The organism is Acinetobacter sp. FDAARGOS_558 (assembly GCF_003937785.1).
GTDB classification, from domain to species: domain Bacteria; phylum Pseudomonadota; class Gammaproteobacteria; order Pseudomonadales; family Moraxellaceae; genus Acinetobacter; species Acinetobacter baumannii.
The window spans coordinates 3,938,417-3,964,413 of record NZ_RKJH01000001.1 but is presented as its reverse complement, the minus strand read 5'-3'; the positions used below and the strand labels follow the sequence as shown (position 1 = coordinate 3,964,413).

General features: G+C 41.3%; 20 protein-coding genes. 9 read left to right on the top strand and 11 right to left on the bottom strand.

All coding sequences use genetic code 11. The features are described from left to right. Positions 1 to 2 precede the first annotated feature (2 nt). Together EGT34_RS19095 and EGT34_RS19090 are read right to left on the bottom strand one after the other, a co-directional pair. A complete protein-coding gene (locus EGT34_RS19095; protein WP_001183741.1) occupies positions 3 to 1,697 on the bottom strand; it encodes an AMP-binding protein in 1,695 nt (564 codons plus the stop codon). A 111-nt stretch (positions 1,698 to 1,808) separates the two neighbouring features. Next, on the bottom strand, positions 1,809 to 2,426 hold the full coding sequence (locus tag EGT34_RS19090; RefSeq protein WP_000120692.1) for a TetR/AcrR family transcriptional regulator: 618 nt from the start codon (positions 2,424 to 2,426) through the stop codon (positions 1,809 to 1,811). 144 nt (positions 2,427 to 2,570) lie between these two features. On the opposite strand from EGT34_RS19090, the gene EGT34_RS19085 reads away from it, so the two are divergent. Genes EGT34_RS19085 through EGT34_RS19065 form a run of 5 tightly spaced genes read left to right on the top strand, consistent with a single transcriptional unit; the run spans position 2,571 to position 9,087 of the window. Then, positions 2,571 to 3,743, top strand: coding sequence for an isovaleryl-CoA dehydrogenase (locus EGT34_RS19085; protein ID WP_001053637.1), 1,173 nt, complete (start codon positions 2,571 to 2,573; stop codon positions 3,741 to 3,743). Between the two features lie 24 nt (positions 3,744 to 3,767). Continuing rightward, positions 3,768 to 5,369, top strand: coding sequence for a carboxyl transferase domain-containing protein (locus EGT34_RS19080; RefSeq protein ID WP_031974831.1), 1,602 nt, complete (start codon positions 3,768 to 3,770; stop codon positions 5,367 to 5,369). 9 nt (positions 5,370 to 5,378) lie between these two features. Beyond that, positions 5,379 to 6,182, top strand: a complete 804-nt coding sequence (locus tag EGT34_RS19075; protein ID WP_000121724.1) for an enoyl-CoA hydratase/isomerase family protein — start codon at positions 5,379 to 5,381, stop codon at positions 6,180 to 6,182. 11 nt (positions 6,183 to 6,193) lie between these two features. Then, on the top strand, positions 6,194 to 8,185 hold the full coding sequence (locus EGT34_RS19070; protein WP_000461809.1) for an acetyl/propionyl/methylcrotonyl-CoA carboxylase subunit alpha: 1,992 nt from the start codon (positions 6,194 to 6,196) through the stop codon (positions 8,183 to 8,185). Further along, positions 8,182 to 9,087, top strand: a complete 906-nt coding sequence (locus EGT34_RS19065; RefSeq protein ID WP_001288914.1) for a hydroxymethylglutaryl-CoA lyase — start codon at positions 8,182 to 8,184, stop codon at positions 9,085 to 9,087. Before EGT34_RS19070 ends, EGT34_RS19065 begins: the two co-directional genes overlap by 4 nt. Before the next feature lie 247 nt (positions 9,088 to 9,334). Here the strand turns inward: EGT34_RS19065 and EGT34_RS19060 are convergent, their stop codons facing one another. Continuing rightward, positions 9,335 to 10,276 carry a LysR family transcriptional regulator gene (locus EGT34_RS19060; protein ID WP_001230727.1) on the bottom strand — a complete coding sequence of 314 codons (942 nt, stop codon included), beginning with the start codon at positions 10,274 to 10,276 and terminating at the stop codon, positions 9,335 to 9,337. 204 nt (positions 10,277 to 10,480) lie between these two features. On the opposite strand from EGT34_RS19060, the gene EGT34_RS19055 reads away from it, so the two are divergent. Then, a complete protein-coding gene (locus EGT34_RS19055) occupies positions 10,481 to 13,963 on the top strand; it encodes an indolepyruvate ferredoxin oxidoreductase family protein (protein WP_001017550.1) in 3,483 nt (1,160 codons plus the stop codon). 61 nt (positions 13,964 to 14,024) lie between these two features. Here EGT34_RS19055 and EGT34_RS19050 read toward each other — a convergent pair whose 3' ends face one another. Next, positions 14,025 to 14,828: a thioesterase family protein gene (locus tag EGT34_RS19050; RefSeq protein ID WP_000995505.1), complete on the bottom strand. Its 804-nt coding sequence runs from the start codon at positions 14,826 to 14,828 to the stop codon at positions 14,025 to 14,027. Between the two features lie 196 nt (positions 14,829 to 15,024). Further along, complete coding sequence (locus EGT34_RS19045) at positions 15,025 to 16,827, bottom strand: acyl-CoA dehydrogenase C-terminal domain-containing protein (protein ID WP_001131915.1); 1,803 nt, start codon at positions 16,825 to 16,827, stop codon at positions 15,025 to 15,027. A gap of 304 nt (positions 16,828 to 17,131) precedes the next feature. On the opposite strand from EGT34_RS19045, the gene EGT34_RS19040 reads away from it, so the two are divergent. Beyond that, positions 17,132 to 17,581 carry a PaaI family thioesterase gene (locus tag EGT34_RS19040; protein ID WP_001984007.1) on the top strand — a complete coding sequence of 150 codons (450 nt, stop codon included), beginning with the start codon at positions 17,132 to 17,134 and terminating at the stop codon, positions 17,579 to 17,581. 20 nt (positions 17,582 to 17,601) lie between these two features. On the opposite strand, the gene EGT34_RS19035 is transcribed toward EGT34_RS19040, so the two are convergent. The 6 genes from EGT34_RS19035 to EGT34_RS19010 are packed head-to-tail and all read right to left on the bottom strand — an operon-like array spanning position 17,602 to position 24,056. After that, positions 17,602 to 18,819 (bottom strand): MFS transporter, encoded by a 1,218-nt coding sequence (locus EGT34_RS19035; RefSeq protein WP_000411830.1) that lies wholly within the window; start codon positions 18,817 to 18,819, stop codon positions 17,602 to 17,604. 18 nt (positions 18,820 to 18,837) lie between these two features. Next, positions 18,838 to 20,154: an outer membrane trimeric porin-like protein DcaP gene (gene dcaP, locus EGT34_RS19030; protein WP_000733495.1), complete on the bottom strand. Its 1,317-nt coding sequence runs from the start codon at positions 20,152 to 20,154 to the stop codon at positions 18,838 to 18,840. Positions 20,155 to 20,190: 36 nt separating this feature from the next. Further along, positions 20,191 to 20,844, bottom strand: coding sequence for a 3-oxoacid CoA-transferase subunit B (locus EGT34_RS19025; RefSeq protein WP_000116039.1), 654 nt, complete (start codon positions 20,842 to 20,844; stop codon positions 20,191 to 20,193). Beyond that, complete coding sequence (locus EGT34_RS19020; RefSeq protein WP_000608703.1) at positions 20,844 to 21,512, bottom strand: 3-oxoacid CoA-transferase subunit A; 669 nt, start codon at positions 21,510 to 21,512, stop codon at positions 20,844 to 20,846. The genes EGT34_RS19025 and EGT34_RS19020 overlap by 1 nt, the downstream gene beginning before the upstream one ends. 47 nt (positions 21,513 to 21,559) lie before the next feature. Then, the gene (locus EGT34_RS19015; protein WP_195196991.1) at positions 21,560 to 22,843 is read right to left on the bottom strand and encodes an MFS transporter; all 1,284 of its coding nucleotides are present in this window, start codon (positions 22,841 to 22,843) and stop codon (positions 21,560 to 21,562) included. Between the two features lie 58 nt (positions 22,844 to 22,901). Beyond that, on the bottom strand, positions 22,902 to 24,056 hold the full coding sequence (locus EGT34_RS19010) for an acyl-CoA dehydrogenase family protein (protein ID WP_000617392.1): 1,155 nt from the start codon (positions 24,054 to 24,056) through the stop codon (positions 22,902 to 22,904). A gap of 311 nt (positions 24,057 to 24,367) precedes the next feature. Between EGT34_RS19010 and EGT34_RS19005 the strand changes: the two genes are divergently transcribed. Further along, positions 24,368 to 25,156, top strand: a complete 789-nt coding sequence (locus tag EGT34_RS19005) for an enoyl-CoA hydratase (protein WP_000116913.1) — start codon at positions 24,368 to 24,370, stop codon at positions 25,154 to 25,156. Between the two features lie 29 nt (positions 25,157 to 25,185). Further along, positions 25,186 to 25,947, top strand: a complete 762-nt coding sequence (locus tag EGT34_RS19000; protein ID WP_000101935.1) for an SDR family oxidoreductase — start codon at positions 25,186 to 25,188, stop codon at positions 25,945 to 25,947. The last annotated feature ends 50 nt before the right edge of the window (positions 25,948 to 25,997 follow it).

Genomic DNA, 25,997 nt, shown 5'->3' with positions numbered 1-25,997 from the left:
ATTTAGTCAAAGACATTTCCCGTTAAATTAAGTTCAGCTCGCATAATTTCCTGCAATTTAAACTTTTGGGCTTTGCCAGAAGCAGTCATTGGAAACTCATTAAAGAATCGGACATAACGCGGCACTTTGTTGTGTGAAATGTGTTCTTTGCAAAATTGGCGGATGCTGTCTTCATCGACTTGGTGATGCTCATGCAGAATAATGCATGCACAAAGTTCTTCACCATATTTCGCATCTGGCAAGCCAATCACCTGTACATCGCTTACATCTGGATGAGTATATAAAAAGTCTTCAATCTCTTTTGGAAAGAGGTTTTCCCCACCACGAATCACGACATCTTTAATACGGCCTTTAATTTTAATAAAACCGTCTTGATCCATCTCGGCAATGTCACCCGTATGCATCCAGCCAGCCGCATCAATCACTTCACGGGTCTTTTCCTCTTCACCCCAATAACCAGCCATCACTGAATAACCACGGACGCATAGCTCCCCCAAAGTCCCTTGCGGAACAATTTGCCCTTCTAGATCAACAATTTTAATTTCAACATGCGGATGAACATGTCCAACTGTGCTTACCCGTTTATCAATCGAATCATTTACCGAGCTTTGTACACTCACTGGCGAGGTTTCGGTCATGCCATAACAAATGGTGATTTCAGACATATGCATTCGGTCTATAACACGTTGCATAATTTCACGTGGACAAGGACTACCTGCCATAATGCCTGTTCTTAAGCTCGACAGATCAAAATCATTAAACTGTTCATGCTCTAAGGTTGCAATAAACATGGTTGGTACGCCGTAAGCTGCCGTACAACGTTCTTGATGAATCGCTTTTAAAGTTTCCAAAGGATTAAATACAGCAGATGGATAGACCATAGTTGACCCATGTGTCACACACGCCAGATTTCCCATCACCATGCCAAAACAATGGAACAATGGCACAGAAATACAGACTTTATCTTGGGGGGTTAAACGAATGCCTTCACCGACAAAATAACCATTATTTAAAATATTATGATGGGTTAACATGGTCCCTTTCGGGTTACCTGTTGTGCCTGAAGTAAATTGGATATTAATAGTTTCATCAAACTGGAGCTGTCTGGCTAATTGTTTTAATTGTTCTAGCTGTTCAGAAGTTGGTGTAGTTAGTAAATCACTAAAACGATAAATACCAGTATGTTGTTGGTCATCAATTTTAATGACAAATTTTAAATGTGGCAGTCGCTCTGAACTGAGCACTTTATCTGTACAGGTAGTTAACTCAGGGGCAATTTTTGTGAGTAATTCTTGGTAATCCGTCGTTTTAAATTGAGAAGCAATAATCAATCCTTTGCATGAGACCTTATTCAACACATATTCAAGCTCATGACTTTTATAAGCTGTATTTAGATTGACTAAAATAATCCCTGCTTTAAAAGCTGCAAACTGCGTAATGGTCCATTCCACACAGTTAGGTGACCAAATCGCTAATCGGTCTCCTTTTTTTAATCCCAATTTTAATAGGCTACAAGCAAAAGCGTTTACTTCATCCTGTAAAGCTTTATAGGTTAATCGTCTGTTTTGATGAAAACTGACAATCGCTTCCTTTTCAGCATATTGCTGACAGGCCTGATCAAATTGTTCACCAATGGTCATACCCAATAAGGGTTGTGTACTTGGTCCCGAGGCGTAGCTTAACCGTTCTTGTTGCATTGAATCATTCTCCTTGATTCTTTGTAATTCTCTTCTTACCTAATCTAATTGTTGTTACTGCAACTACTTTTCCAAACTACTTATTTTGTGTCGTTTTATCCTTTATATGCCCTATTTCTTTTGCACAGCATCTACACAAAAGTCAGCAATCTGTTTTGAAAAATAGTCTTTGTGCGCATGATCAAACTTTGTATTTTGAGCTGGGTCTAGGGGTTCAACCACCACATAAGTCATAGCACCGACTACACAAAGTGCTGCTGTGTTTAAATCATCCAAGACAAACTCACCACTTGCATTTCCATCCGCAAGTATTTTTTTAATACTTTGTTTAATCAATTGCTTCACACGAAAACGTTCATGTTCAACCGTGGAATCGACAGGTTCAAACATGAGTGAATACGCAAGCTGAGGACTATTCAGTGCCCGTTTTACAAAAGTTGCCACCGCCTTGTGTAATTTCTGCTTTGCCGATAAGTCACTTTCGGTAATCGATTCAATCACCAATAGTTCTGTATTAATGGCATCAGACAAAACTTCTATTAGCACTTGGCTTTTATTATCGAAGTAGCGATAAACCAGTCCACTAGATACACCCGCTTGCTCTGCAATTGTTTGTATTTGTGCGTCTTTGAACCCTCCCTCTGAAATTATTTTTCTGGCTGAACTCAAAATCGATTTTCGATTTTGTTCCATCCGCTCTTGCATTAAAGATGATCGTTTATAGCTCATAATTTATTCTCTAACAAATAAAATGAATTGTAAATCATTTTATGAATCTGTATTCACTTTTTCAAAAAATCATTGTATGGTAATTATCAAATACCCACAAAATATTTTATGGACAACAAATATAACCAATAGGATGAAAATATCATGAACCTACGCAGCTTGAATTTCGGTCTAGATGAAACTTTAATTGCGCTTCAAGATTCGGTAGCCGCATTTTGTGCAAAGGAAATTGCACCAATTGCCCAACAAGTTGATCAAGACAACAAATTCCCTGCACATCTCTGGAAAAAATTCGGAGATATGGGCCTTTTAGGTATGACGGTTTCTGAAGAATATGGCGGTGCCAATATGGGTTATTTAGCTCATATTATTGCCATGCAAGAAATTTCCCGTGCTTCGGCAGCCATTGGTCTTTCTTATGGTGCTCATTCTAATTTATGTGTAAACCAGATTAACCGTAACGGTAATGAGCAGCAAAAACAAAAGTATTTACCAAAACTGATTTCCGGTGAATATGTGGGTGCCCTTGCCATGTCTGAGCCAAATGCCGGTTCCGATGTCGTCAGCATGAAATTACGCGCAGAGCAAAAAGGTGATCACTTTGTTTTAAACGGTTCAAAAATGTGGATTACTAACGGCGGTGATGCAGATGTACTGGTCGTTTACGCTAAAACTGATCCACAAGCTGGCCCGAAAGGCATGACCGCATTCTTGATTGAAAAAGACATGAAAGGCTTTAGTCACGGCAACCACTTAGACAAACTCGGTATGCGCGGCTCTAACACTTACCCCCTATTCTTTGACAATGTAGAAGTCCCTGCTGAAAACGTACTTGGTGGTGTGGGTAACGGGGTTAAAGTACTCATGAGTGGTTTGGACTATGAACGAGCAGTTTTAAGTGCCGGACCTTTAGGCATTATGGATGCTTGTTTAGATGTGGTAATCCCATACTTACATCAACGTGAACAGTTTGGTCAGGCTTTAGGTGAATTCCAGCTTATGCAAGGCAAACTTGCCGATATGTATTCAACTTGGTTGGCATGTAAAGCTCTCGTTTATGCGGTTGGTGCTGCCTGTGACAAAGCTGACCATGACCGCAGCCTACGTAAAGATGCTGCAAGTGCCATTTTATATGCTGCCGAAAAAGCAACATGGATGGCGGGTGAAGCAATTCAAACTTTAGGTGGCAACGGTTATATCAATGAATTCCCTGCTGGCCGTTTATGGCGTGATGCAAAACTTTATGAAATTGGTGCGGGAACTTCTGAAATTCGCCGTATGTTGATTGGCCGCGAACTCTTCAATGAAACCAAATAATAATTATAAATAAGGACGCATCTTATGAACCAATTACAAAGCAAGATTAATGTTCGAAGTGAAGACTTCAAAACAAACCAGCAAGCCATGCAAACATTGGTCACAGATCTCAAACAAGTTGCCCAGCGTATTGCTTTAGGCGGTGGTGAAAATGCCCGTCAAAAACATTTGGCTCGAGGTAAGCTTTTACCCCGTGAACGTATTGATCAACTGATTGATGTCGGCACGGCATTTTTAGAAATTGGTCAACTGGCAGCGTACAACGTTTATGAAGATGATGTTCCTGCTGCGGGTGTGATTGCGGGTATTGGTCAGGTCAACGGCATCACTTGCATGATCGTTGCAAACGATGCAACGGTTAAAGGTGGAACGTATTACCCACTTACGGTTAAAAAGCATTTACGCGCACAAGAAATTGCTGAACAAAATCACTTGCCTTGTATTTATTTAGTAGATTCAGGCGGTGCCTATTTACCAATGCAAGATGAAGTTTTCCCAGACCGTGATCACTTTGGGCGTATTTTCTATAATCAGGCACGCATGTCGAGCCTAGGTATTGCTCAAATTGCCGTGGTAATGGGTAGCTGTACCGCAGGTGGTGCTTATGTACCAGCCATGTCTGATGAAACCATTATTGTACGTAATCAAGGTACGATTTTCTTAGGTGGCCCTCCTCTGGTAAAAGCTGCAACTGGCGAAGTGGTAAGCAGTGAAGATTTAGGCGGTGGCGATGTACACACACGTCTTTCAGGTGTAGCTGACCACTTAGCTGAAAATGATGAACATGCCATTGCGATTGCACGAAACATTGTTGCGAACTTAAATAAAAAGCCAAATGAGTTAAATAAGCAAGTTGATGAACCCTTATTTGATGCCTCAGAACTCTATGGCGTGGTGCCAAGTGATGCGCGTAAACCTTTCGATGTGCGTGAAGTCATTGCACGTATTGTAGACGGCTCTCGTTTTGACGAGTTTAAAGCCCGCTTTGGCTCAACACTTGTAACGGGTTTCGCTTCTCTCTACGGCATGCCAGTCGGTATTATTGCCAATAACGGAATTTTATTTTCCGAGTCTGCTCAAAAAGGTGCTCACTTTATTGAACTGTGCACACAGCGCAATATTCCATTGTTATTTATACAAAACATCACCGGCTTTATGGTTGGTCGCCAGTATGAAAATGAAGGGATTGCAAAAAACGGCGCTAAACTGGTGATGGCAGTTGCAACCGCAAATGTACCAAAACTTACCCTGATTATTGGTGGTTCGTTTGGCGCAGGTAACTACGGTATGTGCGGCCGTGCTTATTCACCACGCTTTTTATGGACTTGGCCGAACTCACGTATTTCAGTCATGGGCGGCGAACAAGCAGCAAGCGTACTCTCAACTTTAAAACGTGATCAAATTGAGCAAAAAGGTGCCGAGTGGTCAGCGCAAGAAGAAGACGAATTTAAACAACCAATTCGTGAACAATACGAGCGCCAAGGCCATCCATACTATGCTTCTGCCTGCCTTTGGGACGACGGTGTAATTGATCCAGCTCAAACTCGTCATGTACTTGGTTTAAGTCTTGCAGCTGCCATGAACGCTCCAATCCAGCCAACCAAATTTGGCGTGTTCCGCATGTAAGAGGTGTATATGAGCTATCAATTTTTACAACTCGAACAACAAGGTCAGGTTGCCTATGTATGGCTGAACCGCCCTGAATTGCACAATGCTTTTAATACGACAGTCATTGAAGAATTGCATACTTGCTTTAAGCAAATTAATACTCGTGATGACATTCGTGTTGTGGTCTTAGCTGGTCGCGGTAAAAGCTTTTCGGCAGGCGCCGACCTCAACTGGATGAAACAGGCAGGTCAAGCATCTTCGGCTGAAAATGAAGCAGATGCATTAAAACTTGCGCAAATGCTTGATGCACTTGCAACACTTAAACAACCGACTATTGCCCGCGTGCATGGCATTGCCTTTGGCGGCGGTATGGGCTTAGCGTCGGCATGTGATATTTGCATTGCCAGCACTGATGCCAAGTTTGCAACCTCTGAAGTTCGTTTAGGGCTTGCTCCATCTACCATTAGTCCCTACGTGATTCGTGCGATTGGTGCAAGACAAGCTTCCCGTTACTTCTTAACTGCCGAGCGGATTTCAGCACGTGAAGCCAAGCAAATTGGTTTAGCACACGAAGTAGCAGATGCTGAAGACTTAGATAAAAAAGTTCAAGAAATTATTGATGCTCTATTACTCGGTGGCCCGCACGCTCAAGCGGCTTCAAAACAACTCATTCAAATGGTGAGCAACCAGACCATGAGCAATGACTTGCTGCAACAGACAGCACATCATATTGCTCAAGTTCGTCAAGGCAGTGAGGCAAAAGAAGGTCTAAGTGCCTTTTTAAATAAACAACAGCCTGCTTGGGTTTCTAACTCGAATAACAACAATTAAGGACGATCATCATGTTTGAAAAGATTTTAATTGCGAACCGTGGCGAGATTGCCTGCCGCGTAATTCGTACAGCTAAAAAATTAGGTATTAGAACGGTTGCCGTTTACTCAGATGCAGACGCAAATGCACAACACGTCAAACTTGCAGATGAAGCGGTTTATATTGGTCAGTCCCCTGCAACTCAGAGTTATTTACAGGTTGATCGAATTATTCAAGCGGCGATTGATACAGGCAGTCAAGCGGTTCATCCGGGCTATGGCTTCCTTTCTGAAAACGACCAGTTTGCGCTCGCTTGCCAACAGCACAATATTTGCTTTATTGGCCCACCAGTGGATGCCATTTTAGCGATGGGCTTAAAAGCAACCTCTAAAGCTTTAATGGAAAAAGCAGGTGTCCCTTTAACACCGGGCTATCACGGAACCAACCAAGATGCTGACTTTTTAAAACAGCAGGCAGACCGAATTGGCTATCCTGTTTTAATTAAAGCCAGTGCGGGCGGCGGTGGTAAAGGCATGAGTCTAGTTGAACGCAGTGAAGATTTTCTGCATGCCTTAGCCTCTTGTAAACGTGAGGCCAAATCGAGTTTTGGTAATGATGATGTCTTGATTGAGCGTTATGTGATTCAACCGCGCCATATTGAAGTGCAAGTGTTTGGCGATACACATGGCAACTACGTACATTTGTTTGAACGCGACTGTTCAGTACAACGCCGCCACCAAAAAGTGCTAGAAGAAGCCCCTGCTCCACAAATGCCAAGCGAGAAGCTCGATGCAATGCGCCAAGCTGCAATTGATGCTGCACGAGCGGTAAATTATGTTGGTGCAGGTACGGTCGAGTTTATTGTGGAACAAGACGGTACGGCGTATTTCATGGAAATGAATACCCGTCTACAAGTCGAGCATCCTGTTACTGAAATGATTACAGGTGAAGACTTGGTCGAGTGGCAACTTCGTGTGGCTTATGGCGAACCTTTGCCTAAACTACAAAACGAATTGCAGATTCATGGACATGCGCTTGAAGCACGGATCTACGCAGAAGAACCAGAAAAAGGCTTTTTACCCGCAATTGGTAAAATTGACTATCTGCACTACCCAACGCAAAACCAATATGTGCGTGTAGATAGCGGTATTGTTGAAGGCGATGAAATCACGACCTATTACGACCCAATGATTGCCAAACTCATCGTATGGGGTAAAAACCGTGAAGCTGCGCTTATTCAAATGCAAAATGCTTTAAGCCAATTCCATGTGGATGGCTTAGGTAACAACATTGCCTTTCTTGAAAAAATTGTACGCAGTGAGTCTTTTAAACAAGCCAAGCTTGATACCAACCTGATTCAACGTGAACAAAACTTCTTGTTTAGTCCTGAAGAAATTAAACCGGAACTGGTGGTAGCAGCGGCATTTATTGAGTTTTTAAGCAAACTGAATAACAACAGCTCAAGCCAAAAACAGCTTTGGCAAGCTCAGCCACTTTGGCGTTTAAATATTGCTTATCAGCACAGCATTAAACTGAATTATTTAAACCAAAATATTCAAATCAAATTTGCCTCAAATGAAGATGGCTTCACCGCAGAATATAACGGCCAAGGCTACCCAATTTCAGGTCAATTGATTGATGCTCATACTGCCTCTGTTCAAATTGGTGGGACTCAGCAAAAGCTATCTTTTAACCAAAGTCAGCAAGGCATTACCTTGTTCCAAAATGGACAAAGCTATAAGTTTGCTTATATTTGCCAAGATTTTAATCAGGCAGATAGCCAAGCCGATGAAGGTCACTTAAAAGCCCCAATGCCGGGTGTGGTCACTCAAGTGCTAGTCAGTGCAAATCATAGCGTGAAGAAAGACGATATTTTAATGACGCTTGAAGCAATGAAAATGGAATATACCATCCGCGCCCCTAAAGATGGCGTGATTGTAGACTCCTATTTCCAAGTCGGTGATCAGGTCAAAGCTGGCGATGAGCTTGTGGAATTTCAGCCTGCACAGGAGGAAGTTGCATGAGTGAGTTTGTCAAAATCGTAGAGGTCGGTCCCAGAGACGGCCTCCAAAATGAAAAGCAGGCTTTAACTGTCGAACAACGCTTAAACTTTATTAATGACCTAATCAGTGCAGGCCTAAAATCCATTGAAGTCGGTTCATGCGTTTCGGCAAAATGGGTACCACAAATGGCTCAAAGTGACGAGCTATTTATGCTTTTACCCCAAACAACCGATGTGCAATTTAGCCTGCTTACTCCAAATATTAAAGGTTTTGAAACTGCTCAAGCGGTAGGATGCAAAGAGGTTGCGGTGTTTACCGCAGCTTCTGAAAGTTTTACCCGTAAAAATATTAACTGTTCAATCGACGAAAGCTTTGAAAAGTTTAGCGATGTCATGAACGCAGCAAAAGCACATAACATCCGTGTACGCGGCTATGTCTCTTGTATTGTCGATTGTCCTTATGAAGGTGCAATTGCACCTGAGCAAGTGGTGAAAGTGGTTAAACGGCTCTATGACATGGGCTGCTATGAAGTGTCTTTAGGTGAAACCATTGGCACCGCAACACCTGATCGCGTTCAAAAGGTATGGCAAGCCTGCCTTGCTGAACTCGATAGCAAGGTTTTAGCTGGGCATTTCCACAACACCTATGGCATGGCAATTGCCAATATTTATCAGTCTTTACAGCAAGGTATTCGTGTTTTTGATTCGTCTCTTGCAGGACTTGGGGGTTGCCCTTATGCCAAAGGCGCCACTGGCAATGTATCAACCGAAGATTTGTTTTATTTGCTGTCACACATGGGTTTTGAAACTGGCATTAATTTAGAGAAATTGATGCAAGCCAGCCAAAATATTAGCAATGTATTAAACCGAAAAAGCTTGTCGAATTATGCCAATGCTTATTGGCAAACTAAGTGTGCATCGTAATCAATTAAAATAGCTCAGCATCTGGTATAAAGCTGAATATTAGGCAAAGTACCAGATCATCCTATCTCATCTTTATCTCATTCTGTTCAGGAATTGGGACTCAATCCCTCATGCATTTTTTTAAAATCTATTATTTATTTCTGTATTAAATGCCTCTTTAAAAAGAAGCATTTTCTACCCTATTTTTATTCTAATCCGTATTATTCTTCATCCTTTTTCAATTGTAATCCTTAAAAAATTTATCTCATTATTTATAAAAATAAGATGCATCCATTTCAATTCTTGGAGAAATATATTCTTCTACCCAATCCAACCATGCGCGTGTTTTGGCATCAATAAAATGGCGTGAAGGCAATAAGGTATAAACTCCAATATCGGGCGAACGCCACTCAGGCAAGATATGACATAATCTTCCATTTTGAACCGCGTCTAAAGCCGAAAACATTGGCAATAATGCGACACCCATATCCTGTTGTACCACATCTAGTAATAACTCAGGGTTATCTGCAATGAGTTGCCCCCCAATGTCGATTTGATAAGATTCACCATTGGCATTTAACAAATGCCAATCTGGTGTAATAGACGGGTTTACCAAGCGTAAACAGGCATGATTTTTTAAGTCTTCTGGAGACTTAGGAACACCATGTTTTTCTAGATACGCAGGTGAAGCACATAAAACAGAAAAAATAGTGCCAATTCTACGTGCCACAAAACGAGAATCTGTTAATGATTCAGTGAGATAAAGACTGACATCCACCCCTTTTGCCAACAAGTCTGGAACGTATTGTGAGGTCGTATATTCCACGGTTAATTCGGGATAATGCTTACAAAACTCGGCCATGACAGGGAAAACATAATGATGCCCAAAGCTTCCCATACTTAATACACGTAAACGACCTTTAGGTTTAGATGCCGTTCCAGTGACTTCTGCCTCTGCTTCATCCACCATTGAAATAACTTGCCGACAACGCTCTGCATAAGTTGCACCAATATCAGTCAGTGCCTGCTGGCGCGTTGAGCGTTGTATTAATTTTGTACCTAAGCGTGTTTCTAGCTCGCTGATAAGACGTGAAACCTGTGCTGTGGTCAGATCCATCTGCTCAGCTGCTGCTGTGAAACTCCCGCTATCAATCACTTTCAGGAATGCATGCATTGCATGTAAAAGTCCACCATCGAGATTTTTGCGCATAACGTAAATATCTTTTCCTAAATTACGGATTGTTGCACCAGTTTAGATCAACCACAATGACTAAATGTACATACATTGGCACTAATTCTTTTTTAAGAAGAGGAACCGATCTTTTTTATTTCGTATGTCACTTGCTCCAAATATTCAACTGGATGTTGAAAAAAGAAAGTAGTCCGAGCTACTAAAAATTCTAAGGAGATATAAATGAATATAGCTACAAAAGTCACTCCAAATATTATTGCAACAAAGGATGTGTCACTTGAAGATAAATATGTAAGTGATAACGGTACAGCATTTATGACCGGCATTCAGGCACTTGTTCGCTTGCCTCTTGCCCAAACTCGCCGTGACGCGATCAATGGTTATCATACTGCTGGTTTTATTTCTGGTTATCGTGGTTCCCCTATTGGTAACTATGATAATTTCCTTTGGCAAGTTGAAGGATTACTTAAATCCCATAATGTCGTATTTCAACCTGGTGTAAACGAAGACTTGGCTGCTACCGCAATCTGGGGTACACAACAAGCAAATCTTTCAGGTCAAGGCAAATATGATGGAGTGTCTTCATGGTGGTATGGTAAAGGCCCGGGTGTTGACCGTTCAGGCGATGTACTCCGCCATGCTAACTTAGCTGGTACCTCTGAACGTGGTGGTGTCGTTGCTTTATTCGGTGATGACCACTCATGTAAATCTTCTACAGTTCCCCACCAGTCTGAACATGTCATGATTGGTTGCGGTATTCCAATTTTCTACCCAACATCCGTTCAACAAATTTTAGACTTTGGTGTTCACGCCATCGCAGTTTCACGTTTTTCTGGTCTTTGGACTTCCATGAAGCTAGTCAGTGAAATTGTAGAAACTTCCGCTTCAGTTCATGTCGACTTAGACCGTGTCACTCCTGTTATACCAGAAGATGTTAATTTCCCAGAGGGTGGCGTTAACATTCGTTGGCCAGATCATGGCATCCAACAAGAAGAACGTCTTTATAAATATCGCTTACCAGCTGTTTTGGCCTATGCTCGTGCGAATAAAATCAATACCGTAACATGGCCTTGTGAAAATGCCCGTATTGGTATTGCTGCAAGTGGTAAAGGTTATTTAGATACCATTGAAGCCCTACGTATTTTAGGAATTGAAGATGAAACAGCCCAACAGCTTGGGCTACGTGTTTATCAAGTTGGTCTAATCTGGCCTTTAGAACCACAAGGTATTCGTGAATTCGCCAAAGGTTTAGAAGAGTTGATCGTTATTGAAGAAAAACGTCCAATTCTTGAAACACAAATTAAAGATGAGCTTTACTCACTTCCTGATGACCAACGTCCTCGTGTCATTGGTAAAGCAACTGACGGCAAAGGTGAATGGAGTACCTCTATTGAAGAAGCACCACTCATTGGTCACTATGAGTACCAGCCTGAACCGATTGCAAAAATGCTGGCTGCTCGCTTCTTAAAACTAGATATTCCAGAAAGCTTAAAAGTACAAATTCAAAGCAGAATCGACCTCCTACTAAAAGCAGAGCAAGAATCAAAACGTGTTATTGACCTTGCTGAACGTAAACCTTATTTCTGTAGTGGTTGCCCACATAACTCATCAACAGTCGTTCCTGAAGGTAGCCGTGCATTAGGTGGTATTGGTTGCCACTATATTGCCGTTTCGCTTGACCGTGGTACGGAAACATTCTCTCAAATGGGCGGTGAAGGTGTAAGCTGGGTTGGTGCATCGCCTTTTACCAATGAAAAACACATTTTTGCCAACCTTGGTGATGGAACTTACTTCCACTCAGGTTACTTGGCAATTCGTCAGTCTATTGCCGCAAAAACCAATATCACCTACAAAATCCTTTACAACGACGCTGTCGCTATGACAGGCGGTCAGCATGTAGATGGTCATTTGAGTGTTGCACAATTAACTCGTCAGCTCGATGCCGAAGGTATTAAAAAACAAGTCATTGTGACTGATGAAATCAAGCTGTTAAATGAAGAAGACGGTATTGCACCAGGTGTAGAAATTCGCCACCGTAATGAACTTGACGCAGTTCAACGTGAGCTGCGTGAAATTTCAGGTGTAACTGCTTTAATTTATGTACAAACCTGTGCCAGTGAAAAACGCCGTCGTCGTAAACGTGATGCTTACCCTGACCCAGCTGAACGTTTATTCATTAATACCGATATTTGCGAAGGCTGTGGTGACTGTTCTAAAAAATCAAACTGTTTATCTATTGAGCCAGTAGAAACAGCTTTAGGCACTAAACGTCAAATTAACCAAAGTAGCTGTAATAAGGACTTCACTTGTGCTGAAGGGTTCTGCCCAAGCTTTGTGACTGTTCATACACGTGATATGAAACGTCCTGCTAAATTTGAAGGTATTAGCGCAGGATGGCCAACATCCCCAATTATTCCTCAGTTATATGACGCTCCAAGTCGTATTATGGTTGGTGGTATTGGTGGTACGGGTGTTGTGACTATCGGTGCACTTCTTGGTATGGCAGCTCACCTAGAAGGCAAAGCAACACGTGTTATGGATATGGCAGGTCTTGCGCAAAAAGGTGGTACGGTTTATTCATACGTACAACTTGCAGCAAGTGATGAGCAAATTTCTTCGACCAAGATTCCAGCAGGTCAATGTGAATTACTCATTGGTGCAGATGCGGTAGTTGCTGGTAGTGGTGCAGCCCTCTCTCGCTTAAAAGAAGATGCCTTAGTGATTGTGAATGAAGACAGCACTCCTACTTCTGAGTTTATTAAATCTCGCGACTGGTATGCACCTATTACTGATTTAATTGACCGTCTTCGTGGTCGTGTTCGTCAAGGTCAACTGGTTTCTCTACCAGCGGCTCGCATTGCCACACTACTCTTGGGTGATTCAATTTATACCAACCAGTTATTACTCGGTATGGCATGGCAATCTGGTCGCATTCCGCTATTACGTGAAAGCATTGAAAAAGCAATTCGCCTAAATGGTACGGCTGTTGAAAAGAACATCGAAGCTTTCCGCGTGGGTTGTCATCTTGCAAGTGACCCGACTTTAGCTGCTCGTTTACTTGCAGCAATGCCAAAAACTAAAACTCCGCAAACTTTGGCTGAACTTGTTGAAGACCGTTCTGCTCGTCTAACAGACTACTGGAATGAAGCTTATGCAGCTAAATACCGCACACTTGTAGAATTGGCAGCTAAAAAGTTACCAGAAGAGTTAACAGGTACGATTGCAACTCAGCTTTACAGAGTCATGGCTTATAAAGATGAATATGAAGTTGCACGTCTACTAACAGGTAAAAGCTTCAAAGAATCGATTGAAACCCAATTCGGTAAAGGCTTACGTTTAACGTATCATCTTGCTCCGCCAGCATTACTTGGTGGCCTGAAAAATGTCCGTAAACGTGCGTTTGGTTACTGGATGCGCTTCCCAATGATGATGCTTGCTCGCTTACAATGGCTTCGTGAAACTTTCCTTGACCCATTTGCACGTCAAGAAGAACGTCAACACGAACAAGCTTGGCGTGACCGTTACATCGCATTTGTTGAAGCACTCGTTGAAGCACCAGACAATCATAACTTGGCAGTTGCTGAACAAATTGCAAAACTACCGGCAGAAGTCCGCGGTTATGGACATATCAAAATGAAAGCAATGGACGCTGCAAAACAACGTTGGGATGAACTTACCCCAACACTGCTAAAAGTCCGTAACTAAAAATTAAATCTCAAAATAAAAAAGTCATCCTGAGGGATGACTTTTTTATTGGCTCAAAAATTTATTTAGTCATTTTACGTAAAGTCAAAATCTGCTCGCTTCGTCCAAATGGACCATACACATCATGTAAAACTGCACTGGTTAAACCTATGCCATCCGAACCATATTGCTGAACGGTTTCCAAACCTAGCCATTTCCCTTGCGGATAACGGTGCATGTGGATTTGTAAATCAAGATTTGGGAAGCCCCAAGTAAATTCTCCTTCTTGTCTTGGGACAATGCCATTTGCCGCATCTACCATGCCAATTAAATGCGCAAAATCTGTGGTCGGCTGCCCTTCAACCATTTCTTTGTCATTGTTTAGCCAAACAATGCCTTTGCCCGCGCGATGCTGATCATTAGTTTTAGTGACTAATGTCTGGATAAAACCACCCGGCCATCTTTTCATGCCCGACCATTCAGTAAAGGTATCGGGATGATGAATTGGTTGATCTTCAAGCCCCGCAATCTCGGAACTGTCTTGAGTACACATGCGCCATGCTCTAGCCACAATACAAGTTTTACCTTGTGCTTGTAGTTCTGCTTCAATCAATTCAATCGTTTTACCGGCACGAATCACATGGGTCTTAATCGTAAATTCACCAAAAGCGATCAAACCAAAAATATCAAAACTAATTCGGCCAATTCGCATATCTTGTCGCGGTGAAAACTGTTCTAACTCTACTGCGATGACACCACTTGCAGGCGCCATATGCTGTTCATGAGGGTTCCAAGCACCTTGTGCATGAACAGTTGAGCAATAATGAGCAATCACTTCACCTTGAGGACCAATTGTTCTATTCAGTAATTGATAATAAGCATTCATGATTTTCTTTCCTTAGTCCTTATACAACTTCAATATTTGATGAAAATTCACGTTTTAATGCTTATGTTAACCCTCTATTTCATTGGCTCAACTGGTTTTTCCTACCAAAAACTGATGAGTCTAAAATTACAAATTTAATCACTAGGTAAAATTTCGCATGTCAATTTCACCCAGTGATTCTAGAACTTATCATTCACTAAAATGCAAAAGCATCTTGATCGAGCTCCATCACAGATTCAGCTCCTGACTCAATAGAAGCGGCATGGCTCTGTGTACGATGCAAAAGCTTTTGATAGAAAAACTTAGCTGTCGTTAATTTTGCTTTATAAAAATCTTCCTCTTGTGTACCCGATTCTAATTTTTCATGGGCAACTTGTGCCATTCGAGCCCACAAATACGCGAACACAACGTAACTGGAAAAATAAAGATAATCTACTGAAGCGGCTCCTATTTCTTCAGGGTTGTGCTTGGCTTTCTCTGCAATCAATTTGGTCAGTGACAGCCATTGCTGCTTAAGCTCAGCTAATTTTTCTAGATAAGGTTTCAGCACTTCATTGGATTGCTGTTGACCAATAAATTGATCAATTAAGTCGGTCATATTCTTTAAAAGTTTGCCTTCCGACTTTAGGACTTTACGTGCCAGCAGATCTAGGGACTGAATCTCTGTTGTTCCTTCATACAAGGTTGAGATACGTGCATCACGTACAATTTGCTCCATACCATGCTCAACAATAAAGCCGTGGCCGCCAAATACTTGAACGCCATGCTTTGCAGACTCATTACCCGACTCTGTTAAAAAGGCCTTAGCAATTGGCGTTAAAAAAGCCAGTAATTCGTCGGAGTGTTTTTGCTGTTCCTGATCGTTTGAGCTTTCGACAATATCGACATGCTGAGCCAGAAAATAAGCCAGCGCACGACCACCTTCGGAAAAAGCTTTTTGTGTCATTAACATTGAACGTACAGCGGGATGCACAATAATTGGATCGGCATTTTTGTCAGGATATTTAGGACCGGATAACGAACGCATAGCAAGGCGCTCTTTGGCATAACTTAATGCACCTTGAAATGAAATTTCAGAAGCAGCAAGCCCTTGTACAGCTGTTCCAATACGTGCGGTATTCATGAAGGTAAACATACAATTAAGCCCGCGATTTTCCGGACCAATCAAATAACCTTTGGCGCCATCAAAATTAAGTACACAGGTGGCATTGCCATGAATCCCCATTTTATGTTCAATCGCGCTACAGACGACTTTATTACGGTCCAGCACCTGACCGTCGTCACTCACATTAAATTTAGGCACAATAAATAAAGAAATGCCTTTAGTCCCTGCAGGTGCCTGAGGCAAACGGGCTAAAACAATATGGATAATATTTTCAGAAAGATCATGCTCACCCGCCGAGATAAAAATCTTTTCACCTGTAATGGAGTAGCTACCGTCCGGATTTGGTTCTGCTTTCGTTCTAATTAACCCAAGGTCTGAGCCTGCATGGGATTCGGTTAAACACATGGTTCCGGTCCAAGCCCCACTAATGAGTTTAGTCAAAAACTTTTGTTTTTGTTGCTCGGTCCCATGATGCTCAATTGTTCTCATTGCGCCATGAGACAATCCCGGATACATTGCCCAAGCCCAATTAGAACCACATAACATTTCAGAAATCGCAATCCGCAGCAATGTCGGCAAGCCTTGCCCACCATATTCTGGATCGGCCGTTAGCGAGGTAAAACCTAGCTCAGCATATTTTTGGTAGGCTTCTTTAAACCCTTTCGGGGTTGTGACTACACCTTGATTTAAATGACAGCCTTCCTGATCACCATTTTGGTTAATCGGCGCCAACTCATTTTCACAAAAATCTGCTGCTGCTTCTAAATATTGATCAATTAATTCTCGATTTACGCTTTCCTGATATTTTCTTAAACCTTGATAGTTTTGTTCTGTTTGAAGCATTTCATGCAGTACAAATTGCATATCACGTAATGGAGCTTTGTATAAAGGCATCGTTTTTTCCTTTCACTTCACTGCCTGTGTCATGGGCAGATATCGTTTTTCCTTAAAATGGACTTTTATTGTTTCAATCTCATCAAAATATCAAAAAATTTCTTATAGCAAAATATGTTTTCACTGGTTTAATAAAATTATTCTAACTTAGCCATAGAGAAAAAATATAAACATATGTTTTTAAATATAAATGTAATATAAAAAGTAGTTGATCTCGTTTAATTAGAATAAATTTATATTTTGTATTGCAAAATTTTATTCCGTAAAAAATCAATTTATAGTATGGTGATTAGACTGCTTAATCATGCAAGGACGATTTATGGAAAGCCCGAAATACACAGGTCTTGAGTTTTTAACCGCTTTAAAAAATGGTGAAGTTTCTCCATCACCTATGGCTCACACCATACCGATGGAACTCGTTGAAGTTTCCGAAGGTAAAGCAACTTATAAAGTTACTCCTCGCAAAGAACATAGAAATATACAAGGCGGTGTACACGGCGGCTTTTGTGCCACAGCTTTAGATACGGCGACAGGCAGTGCGGCCCATACCCTACTTGAACATGGTGTTGGCTATGGAACCATTGATTTAAATGTAAAAATGATCCGCCCCATGCAGGTTGATACGTCTTACTATGCGACGGCCGAGTTGATCAATGCGGGCCGCAATATTATTAGTACCCAAGGTAAAATCGTAGATGAGAACGGCAAAGTGTATGCTTTTGCTTCGGCAACCTTAATGATTATTCGCAAATAATAAAATATCTAAGCTCCTATTTATGGAGCTTTTTCTTGCTTTGCTATCTTGTTCATTTCATAAAAATCTAAGCGATCAATCACGAAACTTAACATTGCCATCGCTAAACCTAAGGCTGCACATGCTTCCCATCCCCAATGTTTCCAAGCATACACCGCAATAAAAGAACCTAAGGCGGCTCCGCCAAAATATAAGGTCATATAAATTGAATTAATACGGGAACGTGCCTCGGCCGAAATTCGATAGACCAAATTTTGGTTAAGCACATGAAATGCTGACAAACCGAAGTACGCCATAATCACACCAACAGCGTAGGCAACCAGAGACTGCTGCGCAAAAAATAGGGGTATCCATGCACTCATTAATAACCCCATGCAAATCACTGCAATTTTATTTTCAAGACCTGCTGCAATTTTCTTACCTGCCCAAGGAGTCGCAAATACGCCAGCCAAGCCCACAATTCCAAATAAACCAATTTGGAAATCGTTAAAGTGATAAGGCTCATTCGCCAAAATAAAAGTCATGGTGGTAAAAATAAGAGCCAAAATACCAAAGCCAATTCCCCCTGCAAAACCACGGCGTAGTAAATGAGGCTGGTGAGCTGCTAATGAAAATAGTGAACCATAAATCTGTAGAATATTGAGTTGGTGAGACTTACGCGCAACTGGTAACTTTACCCACATTACCCAAGCAAACACCAAAATGACAACTCCGCTAATTAAATAAACCGCATGCCAAGACCAAACTGTAGAAAGTAAGCCTGCAATAGAGCGTGCCAATAATATTCCCAAGAACAAACCGCTCATGAGAGTGCCTACAACTTGAGGGCTTTTTTTCGGACTAGCTAAACCTGCGGCGAAAGGAACTAAAACTTGAGTCGCAATCGAAAAGAATGTGGCTAAAAAGGTAAAGCCATATAAAGCTGGCAAGGTTTGACTTAAGGATAGTCCTACTTGTGCAAGCCCCGTACAACACATGAGCAAGCAAATATAACTACGCTTTTCAAAAAAGTCGCCTAAGGGAACCAATATAAAAAGGCCAACTGCATATGACAGTTGGCTAATCACAATAGTTAAAGCAACTTGGTCGGCATTAACTTTTAATGCTTCAGCAATCGAATAGATTAAGGGCTGGTTATAATAGTTTGAACCCGCACAAATTCCACATGTCATTGCCATGATAAAAATAAAGCTTTTTGACAGTATATTTTCTGCATTGGGCTCAACTATTTTTTCCATTTTTAACTACGCCCTATTTTAAAATTTATACATCGAAACAAAGTTTACACGTGATACATCAGCGGTTCTGCCATCAAACACTTCTCGTTTACCTTGGTGATATTCCATCCCAATATCCATTTGCTCAATCGGTGAATAAAAGACGTTAGCTGCGTAGTCCGTTAAGCGTTTATTAGCATCTGGGTTGAGTTTGGCATACGCCGTGTCGTCATCATAATCAAACATTGAAGCCGATAAGTTTGCACGCCATTGCTCATTAAATTTATATGAATAGCCAATATTGATGCTATTCAACTTATTCATAACCAAATCTGTTTTATCTTCGTTTAAAGAGAAATCACCCGCGGCATTTAAACTTGTTGAATTTGCCAACCCACTTTGGGTGGTATACGGCATAAATTTTTGATCACCGACAATATATTGATAATTTGCTTGTACCGATTGTTGTGGCGTGAGTTGATATTTTAAACCGCCGCCAGCACCCCAACTTACTTTTTTCACCGTGGCAGTTGCGACATCTGTAGACTTTTCATTAATAAAGCCTTGAGCAAGAGCTGTTAAAGGCCCTTGTTTAAAGGTATAGCGACCCGTTAAAGTTGGAAATGCCGATACTCTCGAACCTGTATATTCCAAAGCTACTTTTAAATCATTATTGGCATCAATTTTCCAGTCATAACGAATTTGAGGAGTACGTGTATAAGAAGTCCCCACAAATTGGGTGTAATCGACAGCTTCTGTACGGGTTTCCATGTTAGACATGAGTGACCATGTTTGACCAAAAGTCCAGTCTTTATAGGTAAAAAATGCATGACGGATACGGAATTTACCATCCCCCGTTCCCATGTTAGAGCTATCAAAGAAATCGGCTTCGATATTCCCTGTAACCGCTTTATTTGGGCTATTAAAATAAACACCTAATCGGCTTGCATTAATCATGGCATCAGAGCGTGCATGGTTTGAACGTTTTTCACTTTCAAAAGGTGTTCGGTACAGGCTGCTGGTCGTTCTACCACCCGAGTCTGGTGATGATTGAAAATCGACCGCTGCATCAATACGGGCAATACCGTAAACCTTAACATTATCTGTCCAAGTGACCCATGAAGGAGCAACAGGCTTTTCTGTTACTGTTGCTTTAGTTTTTTCAATGTTCTCTTCAATCTTAACCTGTTTGACCTGTAAATTATTTTGAGTTTGTTTCTGAGCAGCAAGTTCTGTTTTTAATTTTTGCAGCTCGGTTTCTAGCAAATTAATTCTTTGTTCTGTCGTATCTGAAGAATTTGCAAAAATAGTCCCTGAAGCCGCAGCACAAGCTGCAGCTAAAATTAATTTTTTCATCTTTTAATCCTTAAAGAAGCGTTTTTCCGTGTGTATTTAGGCTACACGTGCATCGATTAGTTCACAGTCAGTGACTGCCTGTAACTCATCAAAAGTTAAGCCGTCTACCATTTCCTTGACGTAAGCTTTTTGGTCTTTGAGTTCAATAATGCATAAATCGGTATAAATACGGTTTACACACTGCTCACCCGTTATTGGATAGCTCAGTTCTTTTACAATTTTGGGCTCACCTTTTTTAGTGACATGCTCCATATAGACATAAATCGTTTTTGCACCGACTGCCAAATCCATAGCACCGCCAACTGCCGGCACATCATCTGCCTTACCGGTATGCCAGTTTGCCAAGTCTCCATTTACCGCAACTTGGAATGCACCAATCACACAAATGTCCAGATGACCGCCACGCATAATGTCAAATGAGTCGCCATGATGCATAAAGCATCCACCGTCTAACAAAGTAACAAGCTCTTTTCCGGCATTAACCAAATCTTGATCTTCCTCACCCGGTTGTGGTGGTGGACCAAAAGCCAAAACCCCATTTTCCGAATGTAAAAAGATTTCTTTGTCTTTTGGCAAAAATTTAGCAACGTTGGTGGGTAAGCCAATCCCTAAATTGACATAAGAACCTTCCGGAATGTCATTGGCAATGAGTTTGGCAATATCTTCACGAGAACGCTTTTGAACTGACATTAGATATCTCCTACTTTTACAACGTGCTGAACAAAAATTCCCGGTGTAATAATGCACTCAGGGTCAAGCGTTCCTAGCTCTACGGTGTCATTCACTTGAACAATCGTGGTCTTGGCGGCTTTTGCCATAATTGGCCCAAAATTGCGGGCCGCTTTGCGGTAAGTTAAATTGCCCCAGCGGTCAGCTTTATCGGCATAAATCAGTGCAAAATCAGCTTCAAGTGGGTATTCAAGCACATAGTTTTTACCGTTAATGGTTCGGGTCTCTTTACCCTCGGCAACTTTAGTGCCATAACCAGTCGGAGTAAAAATAGCCCCGAGACCAGCACCTGCGGCCTGAATACGACAAGCCAAATTACCTTGTGGAACCAGTTCTAACTCAATTTTTCCCGCTCTATATAAGTCTTGAAAAACGGTTGATCCAGCAGATTTCGGAAAAGAACAAATCATTTTTTTAACACAACCGGCAATAATCAGATTTGTTAAACCACGATCACCAGAAGCTGCATTGTTATTTACAATGGTGAGTTCTTTTTTTCCTAAATCAATTAAGGCTTCAATTAATTCAGCAGGTTGCCCCGTCACACCAAACCCGCCTGTCATGATGGTTGCCCCATCAGGAATAGCTTTTAAAATCGGTTCAATGTCACTGGTGATTTTATTTATCATCTCACTTGTCCCTTTTCATCCTTAATTTAAGGTGACAGATTGATCTGTCACTCTGCCTTTTGCGGGTTAAATAGTCGGTCTTTAATAAATAACAATGGAATTACCCCGCAGATAAAATAAGCCGCAGCCATCACCAAGAGCCCTAAACCAATAGAACCGTTTTGCGATAGAAAACCAATTGTTAATGGAGAGAAAATAGAAAGTACTTTGCCGATGTTATAAGCACCACCCACTGCCGAACCTCGAATAGACGTCGGAAAGCTTTCTGTCATATAGGTGGCATTAATTGCGTAAGGCATACCGTAAAGGAAACCGAAGAACAGCATCATCCATAAAATATTGGTTGGTGTATTTAAGTAAACAATCACTGGAATAAATAAGGCTGTACCAATGGTTCCGAAAGCAAATACAGCGCGGCGTCCTAATTTATCGGCAACGATCCCTGCGATCACTTTTGCAAACATCATAATTAGAAATGTACCGACCATATACATGGCCATTTCTTTAAACTTGATGCCAAGGTCAGACTCTAAATAAGCAGGTAACCAGTTACTTACCCCGTAATAACCAAACTGCAATGCCCCAGTACTAATAATCCAAAGAATAAACATGGTTCCATGTTTTTTATCTCTTAAAATCTCAAGATATGGATTTTGACGTTTTTTAGGTTGGTTACTTTGAGCGACTTCTAGCGCTTTTAGTTGACGCGCTTTTTTCCAAGACTCAGGTTCAGGTACGCAAAAGTGCATCAAAACTGACAAAACCACAGGCGTAATTGCAATCCAGTATAGAAAACGCCAGCCATGTTCAGGAATAATATGACCTGCTAGTAATGTCGCTAATAAAGAACCTAGGGTATAACCTGTCATCAGCGTTGCTAAAACGGTAGAACGGTGTTTCGTTGGCACCATTTCAGACATTAAGATATTACAGGCAATATAAAGTGCACCTAAGCCCATGGCGCCTATTGTTCTTAAAACTGCAAATTGCATATAAGAATGTGTAAAGCCGAGTGCGCAGGTTAATATCGAAGAAAAAGCAATAAAGAAAACAATAATGCGAACCCGACCAAAACGGTCGCAAGCCCAACCACCAATAAGACCACCCACGGCCGAACCAAATAGTGTCAAGCTTCCTAATGTTCCGGCTTGCACACCAGTTAAATGAAACTCTGCTTTAAGACTAGTGAGGCTTAATGCCAAAAAACCTAAGTCGGCCCCGTCACATAAAAGTGTAAAAAAAGCGAATATAAAAGCTGTAATCCAAATCTTTTTTGGTGTTTGAATAGCTTCAGTGCTACTCATATTCTCTGTAACAGTCTTTGTTGTCATGTCCATATCCTCAGAAGGAACATGAGGCATCCCATGCCTCATGGCATTTGATTTTTTATTAGGCTGTAGCTTCCCTAATCATGTTTTTGGCAATAATAAGTTGTTGAACTTGCGTGGTTCCTTCATATAAACGGAACAAACGCACATCTCGATAAAAACGCTCAATCGCATATTCACTGATATAGCCCGCACCACCATGAATCTGTACACAGCGGTCAGCAACACGTCCGCACATTTCAGTCGCAAACATTTTTGCGCAAGATGCTTCTGTGCTAATGTTTTCGCCATTGTCACGGCGGCGAGCTGCATCTAGGACCATACATTTAGCTGCATAAATCTCGGCTTTTGAGTCGGCAAGCATGGCTTGAATAAGCTGGAAGTTTGCAATAGGTTGACCAAACTGCTTACGCTCAATCGCATAGTGCAATGCGTCGTTTAACATGCGTTCGGCAACACCCACGCTATAGGCACCAATATGCAAACGCCCTTTATCAAGCACTTTCATGGCCGTTTTAAAACCGACACCCTCTACGCCACCAATCAATGCAGAAGCAGGTACACGGCAATTTTCAAAAATCACATCACAGGTGTGTGAGCCCTTTTGCCCCATTTTTTGGTCAATTTTGCCTAATGTAATGCCCGGTGTATTGGCCTCGACTAAAAAAGCTGAAATGCCACCCGACCCTTTAATTTCAGGATTCGTCCGAGCCATTACGGTAAAAGTTGCAGCATGGGGTGCATTGGTAATAAAACGTTTGGTGCCGTTTAACACATAAAAGTCACCATCTTTTACGGCACTGGTTTTTAAAGAGGCAGCATCAGAACCAGATTCAGGCTCGGTTAAACAAAATGAACCAATAATTTCGCCACTTGCGTAACGTGGTAAATATTTCTGCTTTTGCTCTTCTGTACCATCAATCAAAATTGCACTTGAGCCAATACCGTTATTAGTACCAATTAAAGAACGGAAAGCTGGTGAAGTTTGTCCAAGTTCAAATGCAACTCTGACTTCCTCTTCCATAGTGATGCCTAGGCCACCATATTCTTCGGGAATTGTGAGGCCGAATAAACCCAGCTCACGCATTTGCTGCACAATGTCATCTGGAATTTTGTCTTTCTCTACCACTTCGTTTTCACGAGGGATCAACTCATTTTTTACAAAATCTCGAATTGTTGAAAGTAACTGCTCCAACATCCCTTCATCACGGATCATCTGTGATCTCCCTTTTTATGTATTTCCATCGTACCCATCAGCCATCTCCAGCTAATCTGGATACCATGTTTTAAATCTTGTTTACTGCGGATGTGTTTCATAGTACGAGAACAAAAATACAAATTTCAAGCTTTTTTGAAAATTAATTTCGTTTAACGAAATTTAAAATTGGAGCAATACGTAATATCAATAACTTAACTATTTTAAAAGATAATAACTACGCTCTTAAAAGAAATAAGACTTGAAATAAATTCCAAAATAAGCATCATAAAAGGAATATAGTTTTGATATGCGAAACAAGGAATTCAAAAATGAGTGTGTCAACAGGGAATAATTTCGTAGAAGTCGACTTTTCTATTCAAAAAATAGCGGTTGTTAAAATTAACCGCCCAGAAGCAAAAAATGCTTTAAACGGTGAAGTTCGCAAACAACTCGCTCAAGCTTTTACCGAGTTAAGTTTTAACGATGAGATCAATGCGGTTGTGCTCACGGGCGGTGAAGAAGTCTTTGCTGCAGGTGCAGATCTAAAAGAAATGGCAACCGCAACTTCCACAGAAATGTTATTGCGTCATACAGAACGTTATTGGAATGCGATTGCCCAGTGCCCTAAACCCGTGATTGCTGCCGTAAATGGTTATGCATTAGGGGGTGGCTGCGAACTTGCAATGCACGCTGACATTATTATTGCAGGTAAAGGTGCAACCTTTGGCCAGCCGGAAATTAAAGTTGGTTTAATGCCTGGTGCTGGCGGTACACAACGTTTATTCCGTGCTGTGGGTAAATTCCATGCCATGCGCATGATTATGACAGGCGCCATGGTCAAAGCCGAAGAAGCTTATTTGATTGGTCTTGTTTCACAAGTCACAGAAGATGACCAAACTATTCCAACTGCAATTCAAATGGCACAAAGCCTCGCAAAAATGCCGCCCATTGCCCTGCAACAAATTAAAGAAGTTGCGTTGATGAGCGAGGATGTTCCATTAAATGCAGGCTTAACGCTAGAACGAAAAGCATTCCAGTTGTTGTTTTCTACGGAAGATAAAAATGAAGGCGTTCAAGCTTTTATCGAAAAGCGTAAGCCGTCGTATCAAGGTAAATAATTTAAAACCATAATAACAAAGGAATGAAAATGGCCAGGAAAGTATTAATTAGTGCAGGTGGTTCAGGGATTGGACGATGCATTGCCGAGGTATTTTTAAACAATCAGGATGAAGTTTTTGTTTGTGATATTAATGCTAAAAGCCTAGAACAATTTCAACAAGATTATCCAAAGCTACATATATATACCTGTGATTTGGCTGATCATGAGCAAATTAAACTGATGTTTAGTCAAGCCATTCAGAAACTTGGCGGTATTGATATTTTAGTCAATAACACAGGCATCTCCGGCCCAACCGTTGCAGCAGATGAGCTAAGTTTTGAAGATTGGAACACGGTGATTAATTTAAACCTGAATAGCACTTTTTTAATTACCCAGTTAGCCATTCCCTATTTAAAGCAAGCACAGGCAGGCGTGATTATAAATATGTCATCTATTGCCGGACGCTTAGGCTATCCATATCGATTGGCCTATTCCACTTCAAAATGGGGACTGATTGGTTTTACCAAAACGCTTTCTATGGAACTCGGTGCAGATAATATTCGAGTTAACGCTATTCTTCCGGGTGCAGTCGATGGTGATCGGGTTCAACGCGTATTACAGGCCCGTGCCGATGTAGCGCAGACCTCACTTGAAGAAGTGACTCAAAATGCACTGAAAAATCAGTCGCTCAAATATTTTGTCAATCCAAAGCATATTGCAGATTTATGCCTATTTTTAGCGTCAGACAGTGGTCGCTCAATTTCAGGACAAATCTTACCAATTGATGGTGATAAACAATGCTTAAGCTAAATCACCCAACCCTATTTTTCCGTTTAATTTCAAATATAGATCAATAATCA

Excerpts from the sequence above, each read along its gene's own strand:
- EGT34_RS19095 (WP_001183741.1), bottom strand. The coding sequence starts at position 1,697 with ATGCAACAAGAACGGTTAAGCTACGCCTCGGGACCAAGTACACAACCC.
- EGT34_RS19090 (WP_000120692.1), bottom strand. The coding sequence starts at position 2,426 with ATGAGCTATAAACGATCATCTTTAATGCAAGAGCGGATGGAACAAAAT.
- EGT34_RS19085 (WP_001053637.1), top strand. The coding sequence starts at position 2,571 with ATGAACCTACGCAGCTTGAATTTCGGTCTAGATGAAACTTTAATTGCG.
- EGT34_RS19080 (WP_031974831.1), top strand. The coding sequence starts at position 3,768 with ATGAACCAATTACAAAGCAAGATTAATGTTCGAAGTGAAGACTTCAAA.
- EGT34_RS19075 (WP_000121724.1), top strand. The coding sequence starts at position 5,379 with ATGAGCTATCAATTTTTACAACTCGAACAACAAGGTCAGGTTGCCTAT.
- EGT34_RS19070 (WP_000461809.1), top strand. The coding sequence starts at position 6,194 with ATGTTTGAAAAGATTTTAATTGCGAACCGTGGCGAGATTGCCTGCCGC.
- EGT34_RS19065 (WP_001288914.1), top strand. The coding sequence starts at position 8,182 with ATGAGTGAGTTTGTCAAAATCGTAGAGGTCGGTCCCAGAGACGGCCTC.
- EGT34_RS19060 (WP_001230727.1), bottom strand. The coding sequence starts at position 10,276 with ATGCGCAAAAATCTCGATGGTGGACTTTTACATGCAATGCATGCATTC.
- EGT34_RS19055 (WP_001017550.1), top strand. The coding sequence starts at position 10,481 with ATGAATATAGCTACAAAAGTCACTCCAAATATTATTGCAACAAAGGAT.
- EGT34_RS19050 (WP_000995505.1), bottom strand. The coding sequence starts at position 14,828 with ATGAATGCTTATTATCAATTACTGAATAGAACAATTGGTCCTCAAGGT.
- EGT34_RS19045 (WP_001131915.1), bottom strand. The coding sequence starts at position 16,827 with ATGCCTTTATACAAAGCTCCATTACGTGATATGCAATTTGTACTGCAT.
- EGT34_RS19040 (WP_001984007.1), top strand. The coding sequence starts at position 17,132 with ATGCAAGGACGATTTATGGAAAGCCCGAAATACACAGGTCTTGAGTTT.
- EGT34_RS19035 (WP_000411830.1), bottom strand. The coding sequence starts at position 18,819 with ATGGAAAAAATAGTTGAGCCCAATGCAGAAAATATACTGTCAAAAAGC.
- dcaP (WP_000733495.1), bottom strand. The coding sequence starts at position 20,154 with ATGAAAAAATTAATTTTAGCTGCAGCTTGTGCTGCGGCTTCAGGGACT.
- EGT34_RS19025 (WP_000116039.1), bottom strand. The coding sequence starts at position 20,844 with ATGTCAGTTCAAAAGCGTTCTCGTGAAGATATTGCCAAACTCATTGCC.
- EGT34_RS19020 (WP_000608703.1), bottom strand. The coding sequence starts at position 21,512 with ATGATAAATAAAATCACCAGTGACATTGAACCGATTTTAAAAGCTATT.
- EGT34_RS19015 (WP_195196991.1), bottom strand. The coding sequence starts at position 22,843 with ATGACAACAAAGACTGTTACAGAGAATATGAGTAGCACTGAAGCTATT.
- EGT34_RS19010 (WP_000617392.1), bottom strand. The coding sequence starts at position 24,056 with ATGATCCGTGATGAAGGGATGTTGGAGCAGTTACTTTCAACAATTCGA.
- EGT34_RS19005 (WP_000116913.1), top strand. The coding sequence starts at position 24,368 with ATGAGTGTGTCAACAGGGAATAATTTCGTAGAAGTCGACTTTTCTATT.
- EGT34_RS19000 (WP_000101935.1), top strand. The coding sequence starts at position 25,186 with ATGGCCAGGAAAGTATTAATTAGTGCAGGTGGTTCAGGGATTGGACGA.